A 22055-nucleotide genomic window follows, 5' to 3' on the forward strand; every position below is an offset into this window, starting at 1 on the left:
TCGGCAAAAAGCCAAAGCGCCGTCTTGTCGAGATGCTGGAAAGCCAAGGAATGCAGGCCAACCAGGACATCACTTTCCTGACGGATGGCGGTGAGGAAGTTCGGGCGCTCACCGAAAGGATCAGCCCTTGCAGCGAGCATGTTCTCGACTGGTTCCACGTCACCATGCGCATTACCGTGCTCGGCCAGTTTGCGGAAGGCGTCGCGCAATGCGACGAGGAAGCCGGCGCCCGGCTGACAAAGGAGCTGGGACGAATAAAATGGAAATTATGGCATGGAAACGCGATTGCGGCTCAAGAGGTCATTGAAGACTTCGAAGACGAACTATCCGAACTTGACGTCGATGACCCGAACCTGCGCAAATTTGCCGCCGCCGCTCGCGAGTTCGCCGTCTATATCGCCTCGAACACGGCCAGCCTCATCCATTACGGCGAACGATATCGGCCCGGCGAGCGTATTTCCTCGGCTTTTGTGGAGGCGACAGTCAACGCCGTGGTGAGCAAGCGGTTCGCCAAAAAGCAGCAAATGCAATGGACTCGTCGCGGCGCGCATCTTCTCTTGCAGACCCGCACTCGGACGCTCGACGGAACGCTGCGGTCGACCTTTGAACGGTGGTTTCCAGGACTGGCCAACGAAAACGGAGGCTGCGCGATTCACGCCAAGGCAGCATGAGCGCCCCACACTTTCTCATGCTCTCCTAGCGGTCCGCATCCGGGTCCCGCGTGAAGTCTGAACGCGAGAAGGTGCCATCCGTCCGCGTGGATTTGTCGAATACCGGAATATGCGGCGTGATCTGCTTGTGCTTGACGAGCCAGGCGAGGTTTTGCGCCGCGCCATAGTCCGTGTCAGCGGCCGGGCCGTGACGGCCAAGCCCGCTGATATTTCACGCTTGGTCGTTGCGCGAAGAAATCGGTGGGGAGTGATGGGCCCGCGACGCGAACGGCTTCAGCAAAACCCGAGTGGTAACGAATTTGCGATTTGACCACGTGTCGCGCGCTTTGATATTTTAATGGTACTTATCTAGCCTTCTTCTCGCCTTGCTTTTCACGCTTGGCCACAAAGGCAATGTAGAAACGTACGCCGCGCGGTCGCGCGGGTTAATTGCGAAGCCCGACCCTGCATTTCGCGCTATTTCTGCTCAAGCCATCTTCGGCTGCAAGAAGCTCCCATGCCTTCGAGTTCGCGCCTGATCCCCCAGGCCCCTGACAGAATAACCGATTGAACGCCTCTCGATTAGCTCTTGACAAGGAGTTGCGCGTATGACGAACCCTGCTTCCGCTCATGCGGTTCCGCCATCTGGTGAAACGGAATTGCCAGCCGAGCTTCGAAACGATCCGCAGCGGGCCGCCATTCCGGTCGCGGCGGGTTTAATCCACGACAATGTTCTGCTCCCAGACGTCGCGCCGCCGAGCGCGCATTTCGGTCCTGCGCCCGCCGCGCCGGTTGGCCCGGCCATTCAGGTGGACGCCCTCGAATTCGCCCGCCGCGCGTCGGCGCTGACGCCGGCCTCGCCGGAACGCCCCCTGGTCGAGCCGATGGCCGCGCCACCCCCGCAACCCGAGGCGCAACCCCTGCGCGTCGTCCCGCTCGATTTCGCCCCTCCGACGAGCGTGTCGCACCGGAATTCGCAAACCGACTTCACCGTCAGCCAGGGGGCGCGCGGAACTTGCTGGGCCTTCGCTGGCTGCGCTGCGCTGGAGGCGGCCTACGCCCGGAAGAACATTCACGTCAAGCTCTCCGAACACTACCTTTTCCATATTTCCAAGGCGCATGAGAATCATGTCGCCGGACCCGGCATCCATTCCCTCGTCGGGTTCCAGGGCTCCTCGGATATTGTGCATCACCTCAAATATTGGCGGGTTCCGATCCAGGGCTACGCTCCCTATATCGACCAGCCCGCGCTCCAGGCGCTCGCCGATTCGATCCCGGGGACGGGCGGCGCCCTGAAGAACGCCGGCGCCGGCACACGCGAACAGGACGACTGGTTCGAATACGACCTGCGCAGCATTCCGCTGAACGCGCTCTGGTTCGCGCAATATGGGGTCGCCGATTTCGGCACGCTGAACAGCACCGTCAACGACATCAAGACCACGCTCGCCGCCGGCTACGACGTCGTCGTCGATGTGTTCGACAAGATCAACAATGGCGGCCATGTCCTGCTGATCTTCGGCTACGACGACGGGGCGCAGGAATTCCAGATCAAGAATTCCCAGAGCCTTCCGGGCTTCGGCACGATGAAGTACGTCAACGACGGGCAGTTCCAGCTTCAGGGCGGCAGCGCCTATTTCATCAAGTCGGTCGCGGATGTTCAGACGCAATGGGCGGCGATGTGGGTCGGGCGCTGGGAAACCGATCATGACGGCTGGCGCGGCAAGCTGGTCATCCGCCGTTTCCTTGACATACGCGCCAACACTGGCGTTCCGCCCACCAACGCGCCCATCAGCCTCGGGAGTTGGTATGGCGAGGATGGCCGCGTCCTGCCCGTGGACGGCGGCTTTGTAGATGGCGGCCGAGGTCTCCACTGCACGATCGGAGGACAGCCCTTCCAGTTTTATCTCCATTCCAGCGATCCCTATCGCGCCGCCGGCCGGGTGCTCTGGAACAACACCTGGTTCGGCGTCGTGATGTCGCGCGGGACGGCGGTGGGCGCCGGCTCCAATTTCGACCGCACGGAGACAATCGGGCTCTGGGACACAGTGCATGACGGCTGGCGCGGCCAAGCCCGCATCGGCGTCGATCCGAGCTATACGCAAGCGGCGGACGGCGCCGTGAAACGCGCCTGGATCGATCCCGGCAACATCGTCCAGCAGGTCGACTATCACGTGGATTTCGGAGGGTCCAACCGCGACCAGCACTTCCAGTTGCTGCATCACACGCATGAAGATGGGCTGATGGGCGGCGTGACGCAGTGGGGCGGCCGCGATTGGCCGGTGGAAGCGCGCATGTCGCCCAACCTCTACTCAATCGCGGATGACGGGAAGCTGCGCTGGTACCATCACACCGGCCGTTATCGCCGCGTTTTCGAATGGGACGACTCCAAGGAAGTGGGCACGGGCTGGAACGCCTTCAAGTCGGTTTTCGGCGGACGCGATGGCGTCATTTATGCGATCCAGCCCGATGGGCGCCTGATGTGGTATTATCACGACGGTCGCAACCAGGGCACATTCCAGTGGCAGGGACCGTCCCAGGTCGGAACCGGCTGGCAGAACTTTCGTCGGGTCTTCGCCGGCGACGGCGGCGTCATCTACGCGGTGGAAGAGAGCGGCGCGCTGCACTGGTATCGCCACCAGGGTCGCCGCGACGGCTCGTTCCGCTGGCAGGATCCGGCCATCGTGGGCTCGGGGTGGAATTCGTTCGTGGCGCTCGCGGCCGGGCCGGATGGCGTCATTTACGGGACCCTGCCCGATGGCCGGATGATGTGGTACCGCCACTACGGCTATGACCAGGGTTATCCCATTTGGGTGGGCGCGATCCAGGTCGGTTCGGGCTGGCAGGACGTTGACAGAATATGGATCGCTGGAAACGGCTTCGTCTATGGCCGCAAGCTTAACGGCGAACTGTGGTGCTGGCGCCATCATGGCTACCTGAACGGGACCGGCGACTGGACGCCCGGCGCCCGCGTGGGCACGGGATGGACCGTAGGCTTCAAGGAGGTGTTCCTCACCTGAAGCCACAGCTCCGGCGGGCGACGCGGTTTCGACGCCGTCGCCTTACGCCGCGATCAACTTGCGCTCGCCCGAACGGCGGAGATCGTGAAGCATGTGGATATCGGTTACCGCGACGCCATTACGTCGGGCCCGGTCGATATCGAATATCCGTCACTTTGGGCCAGCCGTGATCGAAGCTCAAAGTCTGCCCACAGCAGACAGTCGTAGCGGAAAAGTTCCAGTCCATGGTGGCGCTGGACATGCTCAATTCGCGAATGAATGACTTCTACGATCTTTGGGCTATCGCCGGCGCGTTCGAAGGCCCTGTTTTAGCGCGGTGTCACGCTGCGCCTAAATGCGAAACACTTGAGTTAAGTAATTTCAATTATTCATTTATTGTAATTAATTTGAGACGCTGTACTTAATCATGAGATTTTTGCTTGGTATATTGTACTTTATTTGATATTATCGGTTGAGATTGTTAGAGCAACCCCCAGATAACATGATCTATATCCATCATTTCTGAAGAAGTTTGAGCACTCCAGGGATCTCAACTCGGCGAGAATGGCGCCTGTCGCTTTCCATTTAATTCTGAGAATGAGAGACCAATGATTTGAGATACATACGTCGGCATCTAATTTGAGAACTGGCTTTTAAATTGATAATACGGCTATAATTACGTCAACTTATTTGAGAATCGGACCATCTCCTTGTTTTCTTTGTGATTCAGCAATGACTGACCCCTTTTGCCCGAGGAAGTTGATGAAGCAAACCTCGTCTCAAATGAATTTAATTTGAGACTCCGCCCACCAAAATTATCATAATTCAACGCCACACCTCAACGAAACAGGCGCATTCTTACAATTAAATGCAAGGCGACACGTGTGCCCCACCGGCGTCGACATTCGGCAGGGCTTGCAGATGGGCTGCATTCAGTGCGGCCTGTGCATCGACGCCTGCGATTCCGTGATGACCAAAATCGGCCAGCCCACCGGATTGATCGCCTATGACACGGACATCAACATCCAGCGCCGCGAACAGGGTTTGAAGCCCATCTTCAAGCTGATCCGGCCGAGGACCGTCATCTATTCGGCGCTGATCCTACTGACGGCGGCCGTCATGGTCACCGTTTACGCCAACAGGGCCACGATCGGCTTGAACGTCCTGCACGACCGCAATCCGCTTCATGTCGTGATGAGCGACGGGTCCGTTCGCAATGCCTACACGATCCGCATCCTCAACAAGTCCGATCGGCCCCGACGCCTCGATCTCGCTCTGGCGGAGGGTCTGAAAGCGACGCTGTCGGCGAATGGCGAGTCGTTGCGGGACAGCGCGGCCCTGTCCTTCGATGTGGACGCCGACCAGACATTTGAGGCTCGCGTGTTTCTCACGGCGCCTCAGGCGGATGTTTCGGGCAGATCGACCCCCGTCGTGTTTCGGCTGATCGCAAAAGATCCGACTGACGTGGAGGTAACGGAGACGCGGGATTTCTTCGACGCGCCCTGATCGAGGCGCACAGGGAATAGGCCGCTCGGGCGACCTGTTCCGCCTGTTCAGACGACCATGGATCGCGGCCGCCTTTCCGCGTCCAAAATCTGACGGATCGACTTGAGCGCCTGGGCGAGGCGGGTGCGCTCCGTGACGCCGCCGAGCGAAATGCGGATGGCGTCGGGCGCGTGTGGCGTAGCTGCGAAAGCGTCCGAGGCGGAGACGCCGAGCCCTTCCCTGCGCATGGTCTCGACCAGACGAAGCCGTTCCCAATGCGGCGGCAGCGGCAGCCAGACATGCAGTCCGTTGCGGTGCGCGCGCGCCGCCTTCGGCAGGATTTCGGCGGCCAGTTTTTGGCGCAAATGCGCTTCCGTGCGCACGCCCGCCAGAATCTCCTGCGCGAGGCCGACCTGAATCCAGTGTGTCAGCAGAGCGGACATCAAAGGCGCCGGCATCAGGCTGGCGGCGCGCAAGTTTTCCAGAACCCGGTCCGCCTCGACGCCGATGGGCAAGGCGAGATAGGCGCAGCGCAAGCCGGGACACAACACCTTCGACACCGTCGAAATGTAATAGGCGCGGTGCGGCGCCAGCGCCGAAAGCGGCGGCGGCGCGTCCTCGGCCAACAGATGGTAGGGATCGTCCTCGATGAGGATGAGGTCGTGCTTCTCCGCCAGCGCGACGATTTGCTCGCGCCTGCGCCGGGGCAGGGTCGCGGTCGTCGGATTTTGAATCGTCGGGGTCAGGCAGACAAGTTTGGCTTTCTCCGCAACCGCGAGGCGCTCGATCGAGGCGGGTAGGACGCCGTCGTCGTCCATCTCGGCCGCAAGGACGCGCCGCCCGAGGAAATGCGCCGCGCCGAGCAGGCCGGGATAAGTCAGCGCCTCGCAGATGATCGGCGCGCCCGGCGGCGACAGGGTTTCGATCAGCGCGAGGATCGTGGCTTGCGCGCCCGGACAGACGACGATCCGTTCCGGCGCGACACGTCCAAGCGCCGGCTCGATCCAGGCCGCGCCCGCCGCGCGCTCGGCTTTCGAGCCCGCGCCGACGTGATAGGTCATCAACAGATCGACATTGGACCGCGTCAGCAGGTCGTTGACGCCGCGCTGAATCAACTCCCCTAGCCTCACCCCCTGCGGGGGCGGCGGAATGTTCATGCCGAGATCGACCGGAGGGCCGGCGCGCTCCACCGCCGCCGCGACGAACGAACCGCGCCCGGTCACGGCGTCGAGCAGATGACGTTGGCGCGCTTCCGTGTAGGCGCGCGTCACCGTGGTCAGATCGACCCCAAGACGTTGCGCCAGCGCCCGTTGCGGCGGCAATCGGTCGCCCGGCAAAAGGCGTCCCTCGCCCACGGCCATTTCGATCATGTTGGCGATCTGGAGATAATAGGCGCCGGCGGCGGAATCGAACTCGCGCACCCAGTGCATGGCGTTTCTGTCGCTCGTCACCGGCATTCTCTCTTCTGAACCATGCAATTTCCCGCTTTGTAATGCAGAGCGCGCGGCAAATCCATAGGGATATCCGGCTTACTGGCCTTGGCGGCGGTGTTTCATTGCGACGTTCCGTCCCAGGCTTGCGGGCGCGGTCCCATCAATTTCGGCTTGCACAACAAAAGACATTTTTATAAGTGTATGCATACAACTTTGAGGAGCCGCAAAAATGTCCTATCGCGCGCGTTTCGAGAACCAGATCGCCGTCATGAAGCAGGATGGCCGCTATCGCACATTCATCGAACTGGAGCGGATCGCCGGTGAATTCCCGGCGGCGATCTGGAAGCGCAAGGACGGCGAGGCGCGCAGGGTGGTGGTGTGGTGCAGCAACGATTATCTCGGAATCGGACAGCATCCCGACGTTCTCGCGGCAATGCATGAGGCGCTCGACAACCATGGCGCGGGCGCGGGCGGCACGCGCAACATTTCCGGGACGCAAAGCCAGCACGTCCGCCTGGAAGCCGAAATCGCCGACATGCACGAAAAGGAATCGGCGTTGATTTTCACCTCGGGCTGGATTTCCAACCTCGCCGCCCTGAGCGCGCTGGGAAAACTGTTGCCGGACGCCGTGATCCTCTCGGACGCCGGCAACCACAATTCGATGATCGAGGGCATCAAACGCGCCGGCATCGAAAAGCGGATTTGGCGTCACAACGACCTCGCGCATCTCGAAGAGCTGCTGCTGGCCCTGCCGCCGGAACAGCCGAAACTCATCGCCTTCGAAAGCGTCTACAGCATGGATGGCGACATCGCCCCGATCGCGGACATTTGCGACCTTGCGGATCGTTTCGGCGCCATGACCTATCTCGACGAAGTTCACGCCGTCGGCCTTTACGGGCCTCAGGGCGCGGGCGTCGCCGAACGCGAGGGCGTCGCCAACCGATTGACCTTCATCGAGGGCACGCTCGGCAAGGCGTTCGGCGTGATGGGCGGCTATGTCGCAGGCCCCACGGTGATGATCGATGTCATCAGAAGCCTCGCCGACAGCTTCATCTTCACTACATCGCTCTGTCCGCATCTCGCTGCGGGCGCGCTAGCCGCGATCCAGCATTTGCGCAACGATCCGGCCCTTCGTGAAAAACAGCAGCGGCATGTGAAAATGCTGAAGGACATGCTCAAGGACGCGGGCCTGCCCGTTCTGGACGGCCCAAGCCACATCATCCCGCTGATGGTCGGCGACGCCCACGCCTGTCGCGCGGCCAGCGACCGCCTGCTCGAACAGCATGGCATTTATGTCCAGCCCATCAATTATCCGACCGTCGCTCACGGAAAGGAGCGCCTGCGCATCACGCCGACGCCGTTCCACACCGAAGAGCACATGCGCCAGTTGGTGGACGCCTTGAGCGCGATCGCGCGCGAGTCGCTCTGGCCCAGCCTGCGCGTCGAAGCCGTCGCGTGAGAGGGTTGCAAATGGATATCAAGGTCATCGGCGCCAGCCGATTGTGCGACGGCGTCTCGGTCTGGCTCGACTCACGGCAGGACTGGAGTCCCGATTTCAGCCGCGCGCGAGCCTTCCTCGACACTGAAATCGCGGACGTCTTTGCGCGCGCGCAGCGCGACGAGCAAGCCAATCTGGTCGTCGATGCCCGCGTGATCGAAGTCGAGCGCGGCGATGCCGGGATCCTGCCCAGCGTCGCGCGCGAAAAAATGCGCGCGTTCGGTCCCTCGATCGCGACGCCCGAGCACGGCGTCGTATCGACGAACGCGCCGCCGCTTACAAAAACACTGGCTGCGGCGGCCGGGGTCTATCGCTATGACGAGCATGAACGGCAGTTCCTGCGCGACCGCGCCGCGATTTTCCGCGATCAAGTGCGGCGGCGCCTTTCGGGGGAACTCAGCGAGGACGAGTTCAAGCCTCTTCGCCTGATGAATGGCCTGTATCTGCAATTGCATGGCTACATGCTGCGTGTCGCAATGCCCTATGGCGGGATGAGCGCGGCCCAGATGCGATGCTTGGCGGCGCTCGCGCGCCGCTTCGACCGGGGCTACGGCCATTTTACCACGCGGCAGAACATTCAGTTCAACTGGATCCGTCTTCAGGATGTGCCCGACATTCTGGACTTTCTGGCGGAGGCCGACCTCCACGCCATCCAGACCAGCGGCAATTGCGTTCGCAACGTCACCACGGACCATTTCGCCGGCGCCGCCGCCGACGAAATCGTCGATCCCCGCTTGTACGCCGAAGTGCTGCGCCAATGGTCCACCGACCATCCTGAACTCACCTATCTGCCGCGCAAGTTCAAGATCGCCATGACCGGCAGCCCGGTGGATCGCGCCGCCGTGCGCGTTCATGACATCGGACTGCTGGCTTACCGCAACGCGGAAGGCGAGACCGGTTTCCAGGTTTACGGCGGCGGCGGCCTCGGCCGCACGCCCGTCATCGGCGTGAAGGTGCGCCACTGGCTGCCCGAGGCCGATCTGCTGCGTTACGTGGAGGCGATCCTGCGCGTCTACAACGCCATGGGCCGGCGCGACAACATTTATAAGGCCCGTATCAAAATCCTCATTCGCGATCTGAAGCCCGACGTGTTCATCGCGATGATCGAGGACGAATTCGCGGCGATGGAGCCCGCCTATTGCCGTCTCGAACCGGAAATCATCGCGGCGGTTTCCGAACGTTTTGTCCAGCCGTCGCTGCAAAACGATCTGCCCTCCTCATCGCCCGATCTCGCCGCGCAACGCGAGCGTGAGCCGGGCTTCTCGGATTGGCTGGACAACAACGTCTTCCCGCACCGGCAGAAAGGCTATCGCTCGGTCGCGCTGTCGCTCAAGCCGCCGGGCGGCGTTCCCGGCGACGCCACCGCCGACGAGATGGATTTGATCGCCGATCTCGCGGAAAAACATGCGTTCGGAGAGATCCGCGTCGCGCATCAACAAAATCTCGTCCTGCCCCATGTCCGCGAGGACGCACTATTGGACCTGTGGCGGTCCCTGCGCGGGACCCAACTCGCCGAAGCCCATATCGGCCTGATCACCGACATCATTTCCTGTCCCGGGATGGATTATTGCGCGCTGGCGACGGCGCGCTCCATTCCGTTGGCGCAACGCCTTTCGCGGCATTTTTCCGACCGCAGCGACCGGCCCGCGATAGGTCCGCTCGACCTGCATGTCTCCGGCTGCATCAACGCCTGCGGCCATCACCACGTCGCGCATATCGGCCTGCTCGGTCTCGAAAAGAACGGCGAGGAATCCTACCAGATCACGCTGGGCGGTTCGGCCGACGAACAGGCCGCCATTGGCGAGATCGTCGGTCCGGCCTTCTCCGCCGATGAGGCGGTCGAGGCGGTCGACCAGATCGTCTCCGTCTATCTGCGTGAACGCGCACACAAGGAGACCTTCATCGCTTTCTACCGCCGCGTCGGCGCCGAACCGTTCAAGGAGGCTCTTTATGCGCGCGCTTGATCGTCAGGCCTTCGTCACCGACGACCTCTGGAGGCTTCATGAAGATGGGGCCCCGCCTCAGGCGAACGATGTCTTCAGGGCGCCAAGCCTTGCCGATGCGCTGGAGAAAATCTCCGCCGGGCCTGTCGGCGCCTGGCTGCCGCCCGACCAGAGCGTCGATGCGCTCGCGCCGTTTCTGCAACGGTTGTCGCTGATTTGCATCGAATTTCCCAAATTTCGCGACGGCCGTGGCTTCACCGCCGCGCGGCGGTTGCGGCAGAGCCATGGATTTACCGGCGACATCCGCGCGGTCGGGCGCGTGCTGCCCGATCAGTTCCAGGCGCTGATCGCCTGCGGATTTTCCAGCGTCGCCCCGCCTGAAAACCATCCGCCGGACGCTTGGCGTCCCGCCGCCGCGGCAGAAGCGGCGAGGCCGTTTCTGCTGCGGATGATCGGTCGCGCCATGACCACAAAGGATGCTGCAAGATGAACGATCTCGCGCCCATGCCGTCGACACGGCCCGCAAGCCCGCATTTTTCGTCCGGCCCCTGCCGGAAGCGTCCGGGATGGACGCTGGACGCGCTGCACGGCGCGGTCCTCGGTCGCTCGCACCGCTCCCGCGAGGGCAAGGCCAAGCTGCGCGAGGTGATCGACCTGACGCGCGAGGTGCTTGAAATCCCCGAGGACTACCGCATCGCCATTGTGCCGGGATCGGACACCGGCGCCGTCGAAATGGCGCTGTGGAGTCTGCTCGGCCCGCGCGGCGTCGATGTCTTCGCCTGGGACTCATTCGGCGAGGAATGGGTGACGGATATCGTCAAACAGCTCAAAATCGAGGACAGCCGCGTGTTTCGGGCGCGTTATGGCGAACTGCCCGATCTGTCGCAGGCGGACTCCGCCCGCGACATCGTCTTTACCTGGAATGGCACGACTGCGGGCGTGCGCGTTCCCGATGCCGATTGGATCGCCGGCGACCGCACCGGCCTCACGATCTGCGATGCGACTTCGGCGGCTTTCGCCATGGATCTGCCATGGGACAAGCTCGACGTGACCACTTGGTCCTGGCAAAAGGTGCTCGGCGGCGAGGGCGCCCATGGCGTGATCGTCATGAGCCCGCGCGCCATCGCCCGGCTGACCGATCACACGCCGGCCTGGCCCATGCCAAAACTCTATCGCATGGTCAGCCAGGGTCTGGTGACGGAAGGACTGTTCGTCGGCGAAACGATCAACACGCCGTCGTTGCTCGCGGTCGAGGACGCCATCGACGGTTTGCAATGGGCGCGCGCCTTGGGCGGTCTCCCCGTTCTGAAGGCGCGCTGCAAGCGCAATTTCGAAGTGGTCGCCGCATGGGTCGCGCACAACGACTGGTGCGGCTTCCTTGCCGCCAGACCGGAAATCCGCTCGCCGACCTCGATCTGCCTTAAAATCGTCGCGCCGGAACTGGCGGGCGATTCCGAGCTGCAAGCGAAGATCGTCAAGGCCGTCGTCGCGAAACTGGATGACCACAAGGCCGCGCTTGATGTCGGCGCCTATCGCACGGCGCCGCCGGGCTTCCGCTTCTGGGCCGGCGCGACGGTCGAAGCCGACGATCTGAAACTGGCTTTGGAGTGGCTGGATTGGGCCTATCATCAGGTCTTGACGGACATGGCCGGATGAGTGCGGGCGCATATCTCGACGCAGCCAGCGGCGTCGATTATCTCTATCCCTGTTTCCGGCGCGCCGAAATCGCGTTTAGTCATGGCGAGGGCGCGTGGCTCATCGCCACCGACGGGCGGCGTTATCTCGATTTCGCGACGGGAATCGCCGTAACCGGGCTTGGCCATTCGCACCCGGCGCTGGTCGAAGCGCTCCAGCGGCAGGGCGCGCGTCTTTGGCATGTGTCCAACGCCGTGCGCATCCCGGAACAGGAAGCCCTGGCGCGGCTCCTGTGTGGAAAAACCTTTGCTGACCGGGTCTTCTTCAACAATTCCGGCGCCGAAGCGGTGGAAACGGCCATCAAGACGGCGCGCCGCCGCCAGTTTTTCGCAGGCTGGCCCGAACGGTCGGATATCGTGACCTTCGCTGGCGCCTTCCACGGACGCACTTTGGCGACGCTGGCGGCAGGCGGCCAGGCCAAATATCTCGAAGGTTTTGGGCCGCCGGCGCCCGGGTTCAAGGCGGTTCCGTTCGGCGACCTCGACGCGCTCGACGCCGCCTGTGGCCCGGAGACGGCGGCGGTGCTGCTGGAGCCGATCCAGGGTGAAAGCGGCGTCCGCAAGCTTGAGGCTTCGGCGCTCGCGCACATCCGCGACCTCTGCGACCGGCGCGGCATTCTGCTGATCTTTGATGAGGTGCAAACCGGAATAGGCCGGACGGGGCGGCTCTTCGCCTATCAAGGAGTTGGCGTGACGCCGGATATCCTGGCGACGGCCAAAGGATTGGGAAATGGCTTTCCGGTCGCGGCCTGCCTCGCCAACGAAAGAGCGGCCGCCGCCATGAGGCCGGGAACGCATGGCAGCACGTTCGGCGGCAATCCCCTCGCCATGGCGATCGCGCGCAAGACGGTCGAGATCGTCGCCGACGAGACCTTTCTCGGCGACGTCAGGCGCAAGGGCGGAAAACTGTTCACCGGCCTTCAGGCCCTCGTCGACGATTTTCCCGACGTCTTCGAGGAAGCGCGCGGCGAGGGCATGTTGCTGGGGCTGCTGTGCCGGCCACCCGTTGAAACCGTGATCGAGGCGGCGCGCGCCAACGGCCTGCTGTCCGTCACGGCGGGCGACAACGTGCTGCGGCTGCTTCCTCCGCTGATCCTGTCCGATGAGGAAATCGAAGAAGGCTTGAGACGGCTGGGTCTTGCCGCACAGTCGCTGCGGGTCGAGCCGTGAACCAAATGGAGTGAAAGCGATGTCGATTTTCAAGGCCGCCGTTGTTCAGGCCGCCCCAATCCTGTTCGATACGCCCGCAACGCTCGACAAGCTGGCCACGCTCGCCAGCGAAGCCGCCGGCATGGGCGCAAGCCTCGTGGTCTTTCCGGAAGCCTTTGTCGGCGGCTATCCCAAGGGCCTCGACTTTGGCGCGAGGCTCGGGACGCGAAGCCCCGAAGGACGCGAGATGTTCCGGCTCTATTTCGAGAGCGCCATCGATGTTCCCAGCCCCGAAACGGCGCGTCTCGGCGAGGTCGCGTGCGAAACCGGCGTTCACATGGTGGTCGGAATCATCGAACGCGACGGCGGCACGCTCTATTGCGCGACCCTGACCTTCGCGCCCACCGGCGACCTGCTTTACAAGCATCGCAAACTGATGCCGACCGCGATGGAGCGGCTGGTTTGGGGCTTTGGCGACGGCTCGACCATCGGTGTCGTGGACACGCCTCTTGGAAAAATCGGCAGCGTGATCTGCTGGGAGAATTACATGCCGCTTTTGCGCGCGGCGATGTATGCCCAGGGGGTGGAGCTTTATTGCGCGCCCACCGTGGACGACCGCGACGCCTGGTTGCCAACCATGCGTACCATCGCGCTCGAAGGGCGCTGCTTCGTCCTGTCGGCCTGTCAATATTTTACCCGGGGAGATGGACCCGCACATTATGCGCCGGACGGGGCCAGCGATGCGAAGGCGGTCTTGATCCGTGGCGGCTCATGCATCGTCGATCCGCTCGGCAATGTGCTGGTGGAGCCTGATTTCACCGGCGAATTCATCAAAATCGCCGAGATCGACCGGCGCGTCATCCCGCGTGGCAAATACGACCTCGATGTTGTGGGTCACTATGCGCGGCCGGACATTTTTCATCTCAAGGTCGATACGCGACCGAAAACAAGCGTAGCTCTGGAGCCCGCTCCGGCCACCTTCGATTCTGGACTGGCCTAGAAAAGCTGATCGGGGCCAACTCGGGATGGAGCCATTGGCTTGGCGGCCGGGCTGGCAGCGCCGCATCACCAACCAAACGACCGCTCTCTGTTCGACACTGCTCCTTCTACGAAGGCCGCTTCTCGCCCATCTGCTTGGCCGCCAGCACACCCATCAGGCCTGCGGCGCCGTCGCCCACCACGACCACGGTTGAGCGGGGCCGCACCCTCGCCGCATCCGCCGCGCACCAACCGGCGCCCAGCACTTCGGAAACGGCTAACAGGCTCGGTAGCAGATGCCAGCCATCACCGGCCGCCATAGCCGAGACAGCGGCCATCGAGCACGACGCTGTTGGTTATGCCCTTTTCCGCCAGCTCCAGCGCGGTGTTGACGCCGAAAAAGCCGCCGCCGATCACCACGACATTGGCTTCGATATCGCCTTGCAGGCCGGGAAAGCTCAGGTCGTATTTCCGCGTGACCGTATAATAATTGCGGGCGTCGAGCTTGTTCATATGGGCGATGTTCAAGGTCATGGCCAAGCGTCCCTTGTCGCTGCGAAAGCCATCGCCGCGACCCTGTCTGGAGTGAATTCAAGCGTGGGGACAGCCTCGCCGAAACCTGGCGACGGAACCTGATCTTTTGCGACGCTGATTTGATAATTCGCGCCAAAGGACTGGCGCGGCGGTCAAAACCGCTCGGGCGCGCGCACGCCTGCTCCGGCGATGAACAGAAACGGGCGCATGCCGAATTTTTGCCCGGCGTCTGTCTCCACCTGCGCGGAAACTTTGGACAGGCCTCTTGAATCCTGACGAGAACGCGTTTACAGAACACGTTCTCTAAACATGTTCTGTAAACGCGCCTGATCGGAACCGCATGCCTCGCCCCTCCATGTCCACGCCGGAAATCGACGCCGTTCGACGCAGACTGCTCGAAACAACCGGCAAAATCATTGCGCGCGAGGGCTACGACGCCTTTTCCATGCGGCGCCTCGGCAAGGAGGCCGGCATGAGCGCCAGCGCGCTCTACCGCTACTTTCCCGCGCGGCGAAATGTGCTCATCGCTTACTGGCTGGACACTGTCGATGAACTGACGCGCCGGTGCGAGGCAGTTCGCGACCAGGATGTGAGTCCCGTAGACAAGCTCCAGGCCGTGCTGTGCGCCTATGCCGATTTCGCGATTGAGGATCGCGACCGTTTTCGCGTGTTCTTCATCGAAAACGACAAAGGGCAGTTTTCCGATCTCGTCGCCATCGACGCCGCGGTGCGGCCCTATCGCCTGTTCGTCGAAATCGTCGGCGCGGCGATCGCGGCGGGAAAAATTCGGCCTTTGCCGAGCGCGACCGCCGCGCAGATCCTCTGGGGCTCCGTTCATGGCGTCCTGACCCTCGCGATCACCATCAACGAGATCGATTTCGGCGATGTCCGGCGCCTTGCCGAGATCACCGCCCTCACCGCGCTGCGCGGTCTCGCCGTCTCCGACAAGGACAAGCCCAATGACGTTTAAACGCCTGCCGCTGGCGATCGTGGCGCTGCCGCTGACCCTTGCGGGCTGCCAGGATGCCTCGCCGCCTCCGCCTCCGCCCGCGCCCCGCCCGGTGCGAACCGTCGTTGCGGAGCCCCGCGACATTGCGGAAACCATCAGCCAGACCGGCGAGATCCAGCCGCGTTACGAAGCTGATCTCGGTTTCCAGATCAACGGGCGCGTCACCCGGCGTTTTGTCGATGTCGGCGCCGTCGTCAAGACCGGCGATCTCCTGGCGACTTTGGACGACGCCGACGTCGCCAACGAGCTCAAGGCGGCGGACGCCGAGGTGATCAACGCGCAGGCCGCCGCGCAAGCGGCTCTGGCCGCGTTCCGGCGCCAAAAACAGCTGTTCGACAAGCAGATTTCGGCAAAAGCCGCGCTCGAAAACGCGGAAGCCCAGTGGAAAAGCGCGGCGGCGAAACAGGAGGCGGCGACGGCGGCGCGAGAGAATGCTGTCAACAGACGCAAATATGCTGAACTGTTCGCGACCGAAGGCGGCGTCGTCACCGCTGTCGGCGCCAACCGGGGGCAGGTTGTCGGCGCCGGCCAGATGGTCGCCCGCGTCGCTTCAGCCGACGCCAGGGACGGCGTCTTCAACGTGCCCGAACGCCTGATCGCCGACGCGGCGATGGGCATTCCCGTTGTTATCAGCCTCACCGCCGACCCGGCCGTCAAGACCGTCGGAACCTTGCGCGAAATCAGCCCGACGGCGGACCCGTCGACGCGCACCTATCGCGTGCGGGTGTCGCTGCCCAACGCGCCGGCCGCCATGGCGCTCGGGACGACCGTCAATGGCAGCGTCGATCTGTCCAGTGGACGCATGATTTCGGTTCCCGGATCCGCGATCACGGGCAGTTCCGGCGCCCCGGCCGTCTTTGTCGTCGACCCGGTCAGGGCCAAACTCATTCTGAAGCCGGTCGTCGTGGCGCGGTACCAGGACGGCGCCGCGCTCATTCGCTCCGGCTTGCCGGCCGGCGACCGTGTCGTTACCGCCGGCGTCAGCAAGCTGCGCCCGGATGAATCGGTTAAGCTCGCGGAGCCGACGCCATGAACGCGCCATCCATGGACAGAGTCGGCATGCGCTCGAAATCCTCCACCCTTTCGTCCTTCAACCTTTCCTCCTGGGCGCTCGACAACAAGCCTCTGGTCGTCTTCCTGATGCTGGCCACGCTCATCGCGGGACTGATGAGTTTCACACGCCTGAGCCGCAACGAGGACCCGCCGTTCACCATCAAGACCATGGTGGTTTCGGCCTCCTGGCCGGGGGCCTCGACCCGCGACACGACCCATCTCCTCACCGACCGGATCGAGCAGAAACTGGAGGAGACGCCCTGGCTCGATCACCTCGACAGCTACACGCGCCCCGGCGAATCCGTGGTGCTCGTCAACCTGCGGGACGATACGCCTCCCGGTGAAGTGACGAAAATCTGGTATCAGGTGCGCAAAAAGGCCTCCGACATTGCCGCGACGCTGCCCAATGGCGTCCAGGGACCGTTCTTCGACGATGAATTCGGCGACACCTTCGGAATCATCTACGGTTTCACCGCCGAAGGTTTTTCCGACCGCGCATTGCGCGACAAACTCGATCAGATCCGTGCGGACATCCTCAGGACGAAGGACGTCGGCAAGGTCAATCTCCTGGGCGTCCAGGAGGAGCAGATCGTCGTCGAATTTTCGCCAAAGCGGCTCGCGTCCTACGGGCTCGACGTGCAGGCCGTGGTCCGGGCGATACAGGCGCAAAACGCGGTGACTCCGGCCGGCGTCATCCGCCGGACCGACGAACAGATCGGCCTGTCGGTTTCCGGCGCCTTCGCCTCCGAGGCCAGCCTCAAAACCATGACCCTCGCGGTCAACGGCCGCTTCCTGCCGCTCACGGATCTCGTCACCGTCAAGCGCGTGGACGCCGACCCGCCCGCGCCGCTGTTCCGCGTCAACGGCAGGAAGGGGTTGGGCCTCGCCATATCCATGGCCCCGACCGGCAACCTGCTCGATTTCAGCGCCGCCCTGAAGGCGAGAATGCGCGGGGTCGCCGAAAAATTGCCGCACGGCATCGAAATGACTCAGGTCGCCGACCAGGGAACCGTCGTGAAGGAGGCGGTCGACGGCTTCACCAAAGTTCTGGTCGAGGCCATCGTCATCGTGCTCGCCGTCTCGTTCGTCTCGCTTGGCGCCCGCGCGGGACTAGTCGTCACCTTCTCGATTCCGCTCGTGCTGGCGATGACCTTCTCCTGCATGGAGCTGGCGGGCATCGGCCTGCAACGCGTGTCGCTGGGCGCGCTGATCATCGCGCTGGGCCTGCTCGTCGATGACGCCATGATCACCGTCGAAGCCATGGTCGGACGCCTGGAGCGCGGCTGGGACCGCCGCAGCGCCGCCAGCTACGCATACGAAACGACGGCGTTTCCGATGTTGACCGGCACGCTCGTGATGATCGCGGGCTTCGTGCCCGTCGGCTTCGCCGCCTCCAGCGCCGGCGAATATTGCTATTCGCTGTTCATGGTGATCCTGATCTCCCTGCTCGCCTCCTGGATCGTCGCCGTGCTGTTCTCGCCTCTGATCGGCGCCTGGATTCTGCCGAAGACCATGGCGTCTCATGGCGAAGGCGGCGACCGGCTGCGACAGGTTTTCGAGAAACGGCTCGAACAGGTTCTCGCCCGCCCTTACATGACGCTCGGCGCGGCGGCGGCGGCTCTCGTCCTCGCCTGCATCGGCGCGACGCAACTGCAAGAGCAGTTCTTTCCGCCGTCGGATCGACCGGAGCTGCTGGTGAGCCTGAACCTGCCCAACGCCGCGTCGATCGACGCGACCGACGCGGAAGCGAAGAAACTCGAAGCCATCCTGGCCTGAACGAACGAAACGGTCGCCAGATACGCATAACGAGACAAAGAACGAACGTAGCTGTGCGTAGCCTTGGAACTCCGCCGAAAATCGGATGTACGGGTTCGAGCGACTGCTCGGCGACCATGTCGAGAAACAGATGATTTCCGACATCTCCGCAGCATGGCGAAAGGCTGCCCGTCGCGGGCGAAAAAACTGCACGACAAACCCTGTCGGAATGTGAGACTGTGCGGAAACTCGTTGGATAGGGTTTTCCGCACATGCTGGTCGGGTACATGCGCGTGTCGACGAACGGTGACCGTCAGGTTCTGGATCTACAGCGTGACGCGCTCCTCGCCGCCGGGGTCGATGAGCGCCATCTGTTTGAGGATCGGGCCACTGGCAGCCGCGGCGATCGCGCCGGCCTCTCCAAGGCGTTGGCTTTCATGAAAGCTGGCGACTGCCTGGTTGTCTGGAAGCTCGACCGACTCGGACGATCGTTGCCTCACCTCCTCGCCACCGTGACCGATCTCAAGAAGCGCGGCATCGCCTTCCGTTCGCTGACCGAGCAGATGGACACGACCACGCCGCAGGGCGAGTTTCTGTTCCACATTTTCGGCTCCCTCGCCCAGTTCGAGCGGTCGCTGATCCAGGAGCGTGTACAGGCCGGGCTGGCAGCAGCTCGCCGGCGCGGTCGCCACGGCGGTCGTCCCGTCGCCATCGACGCCGAAAAACTCGCCGCCGTGACGGCCGCGCTCGACGGTGGGGCGACCAAGGCCGCGGTCTGCCGGACTTTCGGCGTCAAACGCAGCACGCTTCTCGACTCCCTGGCCCGGATCGGTTGGTCTGCGGGGGGCAAGATCGAGGAGGCATGAGTGGCGCGACCGCAGCGATTGAACGAAACCCAGATCGCGGAGCTGTTTGATCCGCCAATCGAACAACGGGACCTGGTGCGCCACTTCACGCTGTCGGAGGCCGATCTCGGAGCGATCCGACGCTGCCGCGGAGATCACAACCGCCTCGGCTACGCTCTCATGCTTTGCTACCTGCGCCATCCCGGTCGAGCGTTGCGCTCCGGCGAGCGTCCGCCTCCGCCCCTGCTCGCATTCGTCGCCGAGCAGATCGGGATTCTTCCAGAAGCGGTGGACGCGTATCTCGCGGCGGAGCGGAACCGCCAGCGTCATGCCGTCGAATGCCAGGAGTTGCTGGGCCTTCGTCCGTTCGGTAAACGCGCCGCCGCCGAATTGGCAAGCGCCCTCCTGCCGCATGCCATCGAGGATGATCGGCTCGCCCGACTGGCGGAACTGGCGATGGAGACGTGCCGGCAGCGCCGGATCGTCGTCCCGTCGCCGCCCGCGCTTGAGCGGCTCTGCGCCAAGCTCCGCCACCAGGCGCGTCGGGAGGTCTATCGCCGGCTGACCGATGGCCTGACCGCCGAACAACGACGCAGGCTCGATGCGCTGACGCTGCGCCGGGAAGAAACCAACCAGAACTGGCTGACCTGGTTGCGGCAAATGCCGGAGGCCGCCAAGCCGGGCGCCATGCTCGGTCTGACCGAGCGCCTGGAACATGTCCGCACGATCGGCATCGAGCCTGGCCGCGGACGGTTGGTCCATCAGGCGCGCCTTGCTCTGCTTGCTCGCGAGGCCGGCCGCACCACCGTGCAGCATGTCGCCGGTTACGAGCGGCTGCGCCGCCACGCGACGCTGGTGGCCATGAGCCTGGACCTCGCCGCCAGCTTGACCGACCAGGCGATCGATCTGTTTGACCGCCTGATCGGCGCCATGTTTCGCAAGGCCGAGGGTCGTCAGGCCCGCGCTTTTCAATCCGACGCCCGGGCCATCAACGAGAAAGTCCGTCTTTATGCGAGCGTTGGCGCGGCGCTGATTGCCGCCCGCGAGTGCCATCTGGATCCTTTCGGCGCGATCACGGCGGTGATCCCGTGGGAGCGGTTTCGCTCGACCGTCGCCGAGGCCGAGACGCTGGCGCGACCGCAAGAGTTCGATGTCTACCAGAAACTCGGCGAGCACTACGCCGGGGTTCGGCGCTGGTCGCCCGCCTTTCTCGACGCGCTCCAGTTCGAGAGCGTGCCGGCCTCGGCCTCACTCATGCGCGCCATCGAGGTGCTGCGCGAGGCGAACCGCACGAACGCGGCCACCCTGCCGAAATCCGCGCCGACCGGGTTTGTTCGGCGGCGCTGGGCGGCTTATGTGCTGCCCGGCGGCGCCATCGACCGTCGTCATTATGAACTCTGCGTCCTGGCGGAGTTGCGCGACAGGTTGCGCGCCGGCGACGTGTGGGTCGTTGGCAGCCGGCAATACCGCTCCTTCGAGGAAAGGCTGATCTCGAAAGAGACGCTGCGGGACCTGCAGAAGGCCGAAACGTCTCCATTCGCAGTCGAGGCGGATTTCGACCGTTTCGTCGAGAGCCGTCGCGCGCTTCTGGACGAACGGCTGGCGGCGACTGACGCTCGTGCGAAGGGTGGTCTGTTGCCCGACGTGACGATCGACAAGGGCGTGCTGAAAATCGCGCCGATCGAGAAATCCACGCCGCCGGAGACCGACGCCCTGGCCGCTCGCCTCTACGCCATGTTGCCGCGCATCCGCATCACCGATCTCCTGACGGAAGTGGCGGGGTGGACGCTCTTTCCCGACTGCTTCACCCATCTGCGGACCGGAGAGGCGGCGGCCGATGGCCGCGTCCTCATGGCGGCTCTGCTCGCCGACGGGCTCAATCTCGGCCTGACCCGCATGGCCGAAGCGTGCAGCATCGCCAGCCTGGGGCAACTCGCCTGGACGGCCGACTGGCACATCCGCGAGGAAACCTATGCAGAGGCGCTGCGGCGTCTCATCAATCAGCAACAGCGGGAGCCGTTTGCGGCGATATTCGGCGGCGGCGTTGCTTCGTCGTCCGACGGGCAGTTCTTTCAGGCCAGCGGGTTCGGCCGCGCCGCCGGCCGCGTCAATGCTCATTACGGCCAGCAACCAGGGTTCAAGGTCTACACCCATATCTCCGACCGCTACGGGCCGTTCTTCACCAAGGTGATCGCGGCGACGGCGAGCGAGGCGCTGCATGTGCTCGATGCGCTGCTCTCTCATCAGAGCGAGGTCTCGACCCGTCGCCACCATACCGACGGCGGCGGCGATTCCGAGCATGTCTTCGCGCTCTGCGCATTCCCGGCCTGAAGCACCGGCGCCTCTACAGCTTCGGCAGGTCGTCGGACTATCCGACGCTCGAGCCGTTGATCGCCGGGCGCATCAATGTTGCCCTGATCCGCGCCCACTGGTCGGAAATCCTGCGCATCGTCGCCTCCCTTCGCACCGGCGCCGTGACCGCCTCGCTGATCATGCGTCAGCTCGCCTCCTATCCCCGGCAGAACGGCGTCGCCGCAGCGCTGCGCGAGCTTGGCCGGCTGGAGCGCACCCTGTTCACCCTCGACTGGATCGAGGATCCCGAGTTGCGGCGGACGACCGGCCAGGAACTCAACAAGGGCGAGGCCCGCAACAGCTTGGCGCGGGCAGTCTTCATCCACCGGCTTGGCGAAATCCGCGATCGCACTTACGAAAATCAGCAGCACCGCGCGTCCGGCCTCAACCTTCTCGTCACCGCCATCATCCTCTGGAACACGCGATATCTTGAGCGCGCCGTCGCCACTCTGCGTCAGACAGAGGACATTCCCGACCGCCTGCTGGCTCACCTGTCTCCGCTGGGCTGGGAGCACGTGAACCTGACCGGCGACTATGTTTGGGGAGCCGAGTGCGCCACGTCGGAAAACAATGCCGGATTGAGACCATTGCGAACGTTGTCCGAGGCATTGCTCAGAGCCGCCTGAAGTTCCTGCTTTGTCTGCTTATGCGTATCCGAAGGCCTTTTCGTTAGTTCTGGCC

Annotated in this window: 13 protein-coding genes and 7 pseudogenes; 16 read left to right on the forward strand and 4 right to left on the reverse strand. The window is 63.5% G+C overall.

From position 1 onward, the window contains the following. Positions 1-671 (forward strand): annotated as a pseudogene (locus tag CCR94_RS00285) (ISKra4 family transposase); the annotation flags it as partial. A 31-nt stretch (positions 672-702) separates the two neighbouring features. Here CCR94_RS00285 and CCR94_RS00290 read toward each other — a convergent pair. Further along, positions 703-852 (reverse strand): annotated as a pseudogene (locus tag CCR94_RS00290) (IS5/IS1182 family transposase); the annotation flags it as partial. Between the two features lie 406 nt (positions 853-1258). Between CCR94_RS00290 and CCR94_RS00295 the strand changes: the two are divergent. The 4 genes and pseudogenes from CCR94_RS00295 to CCR94_RS26285 all read left to right on the forward strand — a co-directional run bounded on the left by CCR94_RS00295 (position 1259) and on the right by CCR94_RS26285 (position 5152). Next, positions 1259-3667 (forward strand): tachylectin-related carbohydrate-binding protein, encoded by a 2409-nt coding sequence (locus tag CCR94_RS00295; protein ID WP_104505903.1) that lies wholly within the window; start codon positions 1259-1261, stop codon positions 3665-3667. Positions 3668-3858: 191 nt separating this feature from the next. Continuing rightward, positions 3859-4071: pseudogene (locus CCR94_RS26440) on the forward strand (nucleotidyl transferase AbiEii/AbiGii toxin family protein); the annotation flags it as partial. Positions 4072-4507: 436 nt separating this feature from the next. After that, positions 4508-4648 (forward strand): annotated as a pseudogene (locus tag CCR94_RS26280) (4Fe-4S dicluster domain-containing protein); the annotation flags it as partial. Between the two features lie 42 nt (positions 4649-4690). Further along, entirely contained in the window at positions 4691-5152 is a 462-nt protein-coding gene (locus tag CCR94_RS26285) for a FixG Ig-like domain-containing protein (RefSeq protein ID WP_338052966.1), read from the forward strand. A 47-nt stretch (positions 5153-5199) separates the two neighbouring features. Here the strand turns inward: CCR94_RS26285 and CCR94_RS00305 are convergent, their stop codons facing one another. Then, the gene (locus tag CCR94_RS00305) at positions 5200-6588 is read right to left on the reverse strand and encodes an aminotransferase-like domain-containing protein (protein ID WP_170068918.1); all 1389 of its coding nucleotides are present in this window, start codon (positions 6586-6588) and stop codon (positions 5200-5202) included. A gap of 205 nt (positions 6589-6793) precedes the next feature. Between CCR94_RS00305 and hemA the strand changes: the two genes are divergently transcribed. From hemA to CCR94_RS00335, 6 genes are read left to right on the forward strand one after another with little or no spacing between them, the layout of a single operon-like run. After that, a complete protein-coding gene (hemA, locus tag CCR94_RS00310) occupies positions 6794-8023 on the forward strand; it encodes a 5-aminolevulinate synthase (protein ID WP_104505904.1) in 1230 nt (409 codons plus the stop codon). Positions 8024-8034: 11 nt separating this feature from the next. Continuing rightward, the gene (locus CCR94_RS00315; RefSeq protein WP_104505905.1) at positions 8035-10026 is read left to right on the forward strand and encodes a DUF2849 domain-containing protein; all 1992 of its coding nucleotides are present in this window, start codon (positions 8035-8037) and stop codon (positions 10024-10026) included. Further along, entirely contained in the window at positions 10013-10495 is a 483-nt protein-coding gene (locus CCR94_RS00320) for a DUF934 domain-containing protein (RefSeq protein ID WP_104505906.1), read from the forward strand. The genes CCR94_RS00315 and CCR94_RS00320 overlap by 14 nt, the downstream gene beginning before the upstream one ends. Then, positions 10492-11661 carry a phosphoserine transaminase gene (locus CCR94_RS00325; protein ID WP_104505907.1) on the forward strand — a complete coding sequence of 390 codons (1170 nt, stop codon included), beginning with the start codon at positions 10492-10494 and terminating at the stop codon, positions 11659-11661. The genes CCR94_RS00320 and CCR94_RS00325 overlap by 4 nt, the downstream gene beginning before the upstream one ends. After that, positions 11658-12869, forward strand: a complete 1212-nt coding sequence (locus tag CCR94_RS00330; protein WP_104505908.1) for an aspartate aminotransferase family protein — start codon at positions 11658-11660, stop codon at positions 12867-12869. Before CCR94_RS00325 ends, CCR94_RS00330 begins: the two co-directional genes overlap by 4 nt. A 19-nt stretch (positions 12870-12888) precedes the next feature. Continuing rightward, positions 12889-13848, forward strand: a complete 960-nt coding sequence (locus CCR94_RS00335) for a carbon-nitrogen hydrolase family protein (RefSeq protein ID WP_104505909.1) — start codon at positions 12889-12891, stop codon at positions 13846-13848. A 115-nt stretch (positions 13849-13963) separates the two neighbouring features. Here CCR94_RS00335 and CCR94_RS00340 read toward each other — a convergent pair. Together CCR94_RS00340 and CCR94_RS25775 are read right to left on the reverse strand one after the other, a co-directional pair. Further along, positions 13964-14122: pseudogene (locus CCR94_RS00340) on the reverse strand (IMP dehydrogenase); the annotation flags it as partial. Positions 14123-14138: 16 nt separating this feature from the next. Further along, positions 14139-14273: pseudogene (locus tag CCR94_RS25775) on the reverse strand (FAD-dependent oxidoreductase); the annotation flags it as partial. A gap of 442 nt (positions 14274-14715) precedes the next feature. Here CCR94_RS25775 and CCR94_RS00350 point away from each other — a divergent pair. The 5 genes and pseudogenes from CCR94_RS00350 (at position 14716) to CCR94_RS00370 (ending at position 22000) form a co-directional block, all read left to right on the forward strand. Continuing rightward, entirely contained in the window at positions 14716-15330 is a 615-nt protein-coding gene (locus CCR94_RS00350) for a TetR/AcrR family transcriptional regulator (protein WP_206605735.1), read from the forward strand. After that, the gene (locus CCR94_RS00355) at positions 15320-16402 is read left to right on the forward strand and encodes an efflux RND transporter periplasmic adaptor subunit (protein WP_104505911.1); all 1083 of its coding nucleotides are present in this window, start codon (positions 15320-15322) and stop codon (positions 16400-16402) included. The genes CCR94_RS00350 and CCR94_RS00355 overlap by 11 nt, the downstream gene beginning before the upstream one ends. Then, a complete protein-coding gene (locus CCR94_RS00360; protein ID WP_244593877.1) occupies positions 16399-18198 on the forward strand; it encodes an efflux RND transporter permease subunit in 1800 nt (599 codons plus the stop codon). The genes CCR94_RS00355 and CCR94_RS00360 overlap by 4 nt, the downstream gene beginning before the upstream one ends. Positions 18199-18449: 251 nt before the next feature. After that, the gene (locus tag CCR94_RS00365) at positions 18450-19043 is read left to right on the forward strand and encodes a recombinase family protein (protein ID WP_104505912.1); all 594 of its coding nucleotides are present in this window, start codon (positions 18450-18452) and stop codon (positions 19041-19043) included. Next, positions 19044-22000, forward strand: a pseudogene (locus tag CCR94_RS00370) (Tn3 family transposase). It begins immediately after the preceding gene. Positions 22001-22055 lie beyond the last annotated feature (55 nt).

It is taken from the genome of Rhodoblastus sphagnicola (genome assembly GCF_002937075.1).
In the GTDB taxonomy this organism is placed as follows: domain Bacteria; phylum Pseudomonadota; class Alphaproteobacteria; order Rhizobiales; family Beijerinckiaceae; genus Rhodoblastus; species Rhodoblastus sphagnicola.

Coding starts and splice junctions, on each gene's coding strand:
- CCR94_RS00295 (WP_104505903.1), top strand. CDS start 1,259: ATGACGAACCCTGCTTCCGCTCATGCGGTTCCGCCATCTGGTGAAACG.
- CCR94_RS00305 (WP_170068918.1), bottom strand. CDS start 6,588: ATGCCGGTGACGAGCGACAGAAACGCCATGCACTGGGTGCGCGAGTTC.
- hemA (WP_104505904.1), top strand. CDS start 6,794: ATGTCCTATCGCGCGCGTTTCGAGAACCAGATCGCCGTCATGAAGCAG.
- CCR94_RS00315 (WP_104505905.1), top strand. CDS start 8,035: ATGGATATCAAGGTCATCGGCGCCAGCCGATTGTGCGACGGCGTCTCG.
- CCR94_RS00320 (WP_104505906.1), top strand. CDS start 10,013: ATGCGCGCGCTTGATCGTCAGGCCTTCGTCACCGACGACCTCTGGAGG.
- CCR94_RS00325 (WP_104505907.1), top strand. CDS start 10,492: ATGAACGATCTCGCGCCCATGCCGTCGACACGGCCCGCAAGCCCGCAT.
- CCR94_RS00330 (WP_104505908.1), top strand. CDS start 11,658: ATGAGTGCGGGCGCATATCTCGACGCAGCCAGCGGCGTCGATTATCTC.
- CCR94_RS00335 (WP_104505909.1), top strand. CDS start 12,889: ATGTCGATTTTCAAGGCCGCCGTTGTTCAGGCCGCCCCAATCCTGTTC.
- CCR94_RS00350 (WP_206605735.1), top strand. CDS start 14,716: ATGTCCACGCCGGAAATCGACGCCGTTCGACGCAGACTGCTCGAAACA.
- CCR94_RS00355 (WP_104505911.1), top strand. CDS start 15,320: ATGACGTTTAAACGCCTGCCGCTGGCGATCGTGGCGCTGCCGCTGACC.
- CCR94_RS00360 (WP_244593877.1), top strand. CDS start 16,399: ATGAACGCGCCATCCATGGACAGAGTCGGCATGCGCTCGAAATCCTCC.
- CCR94_RS00365 (WP_104505912.1), top strand. CDS start 18,450: ATGCTGGTCGGGTACATGCGCGTGTCGACGAACGGTGACCGTCAGGTT.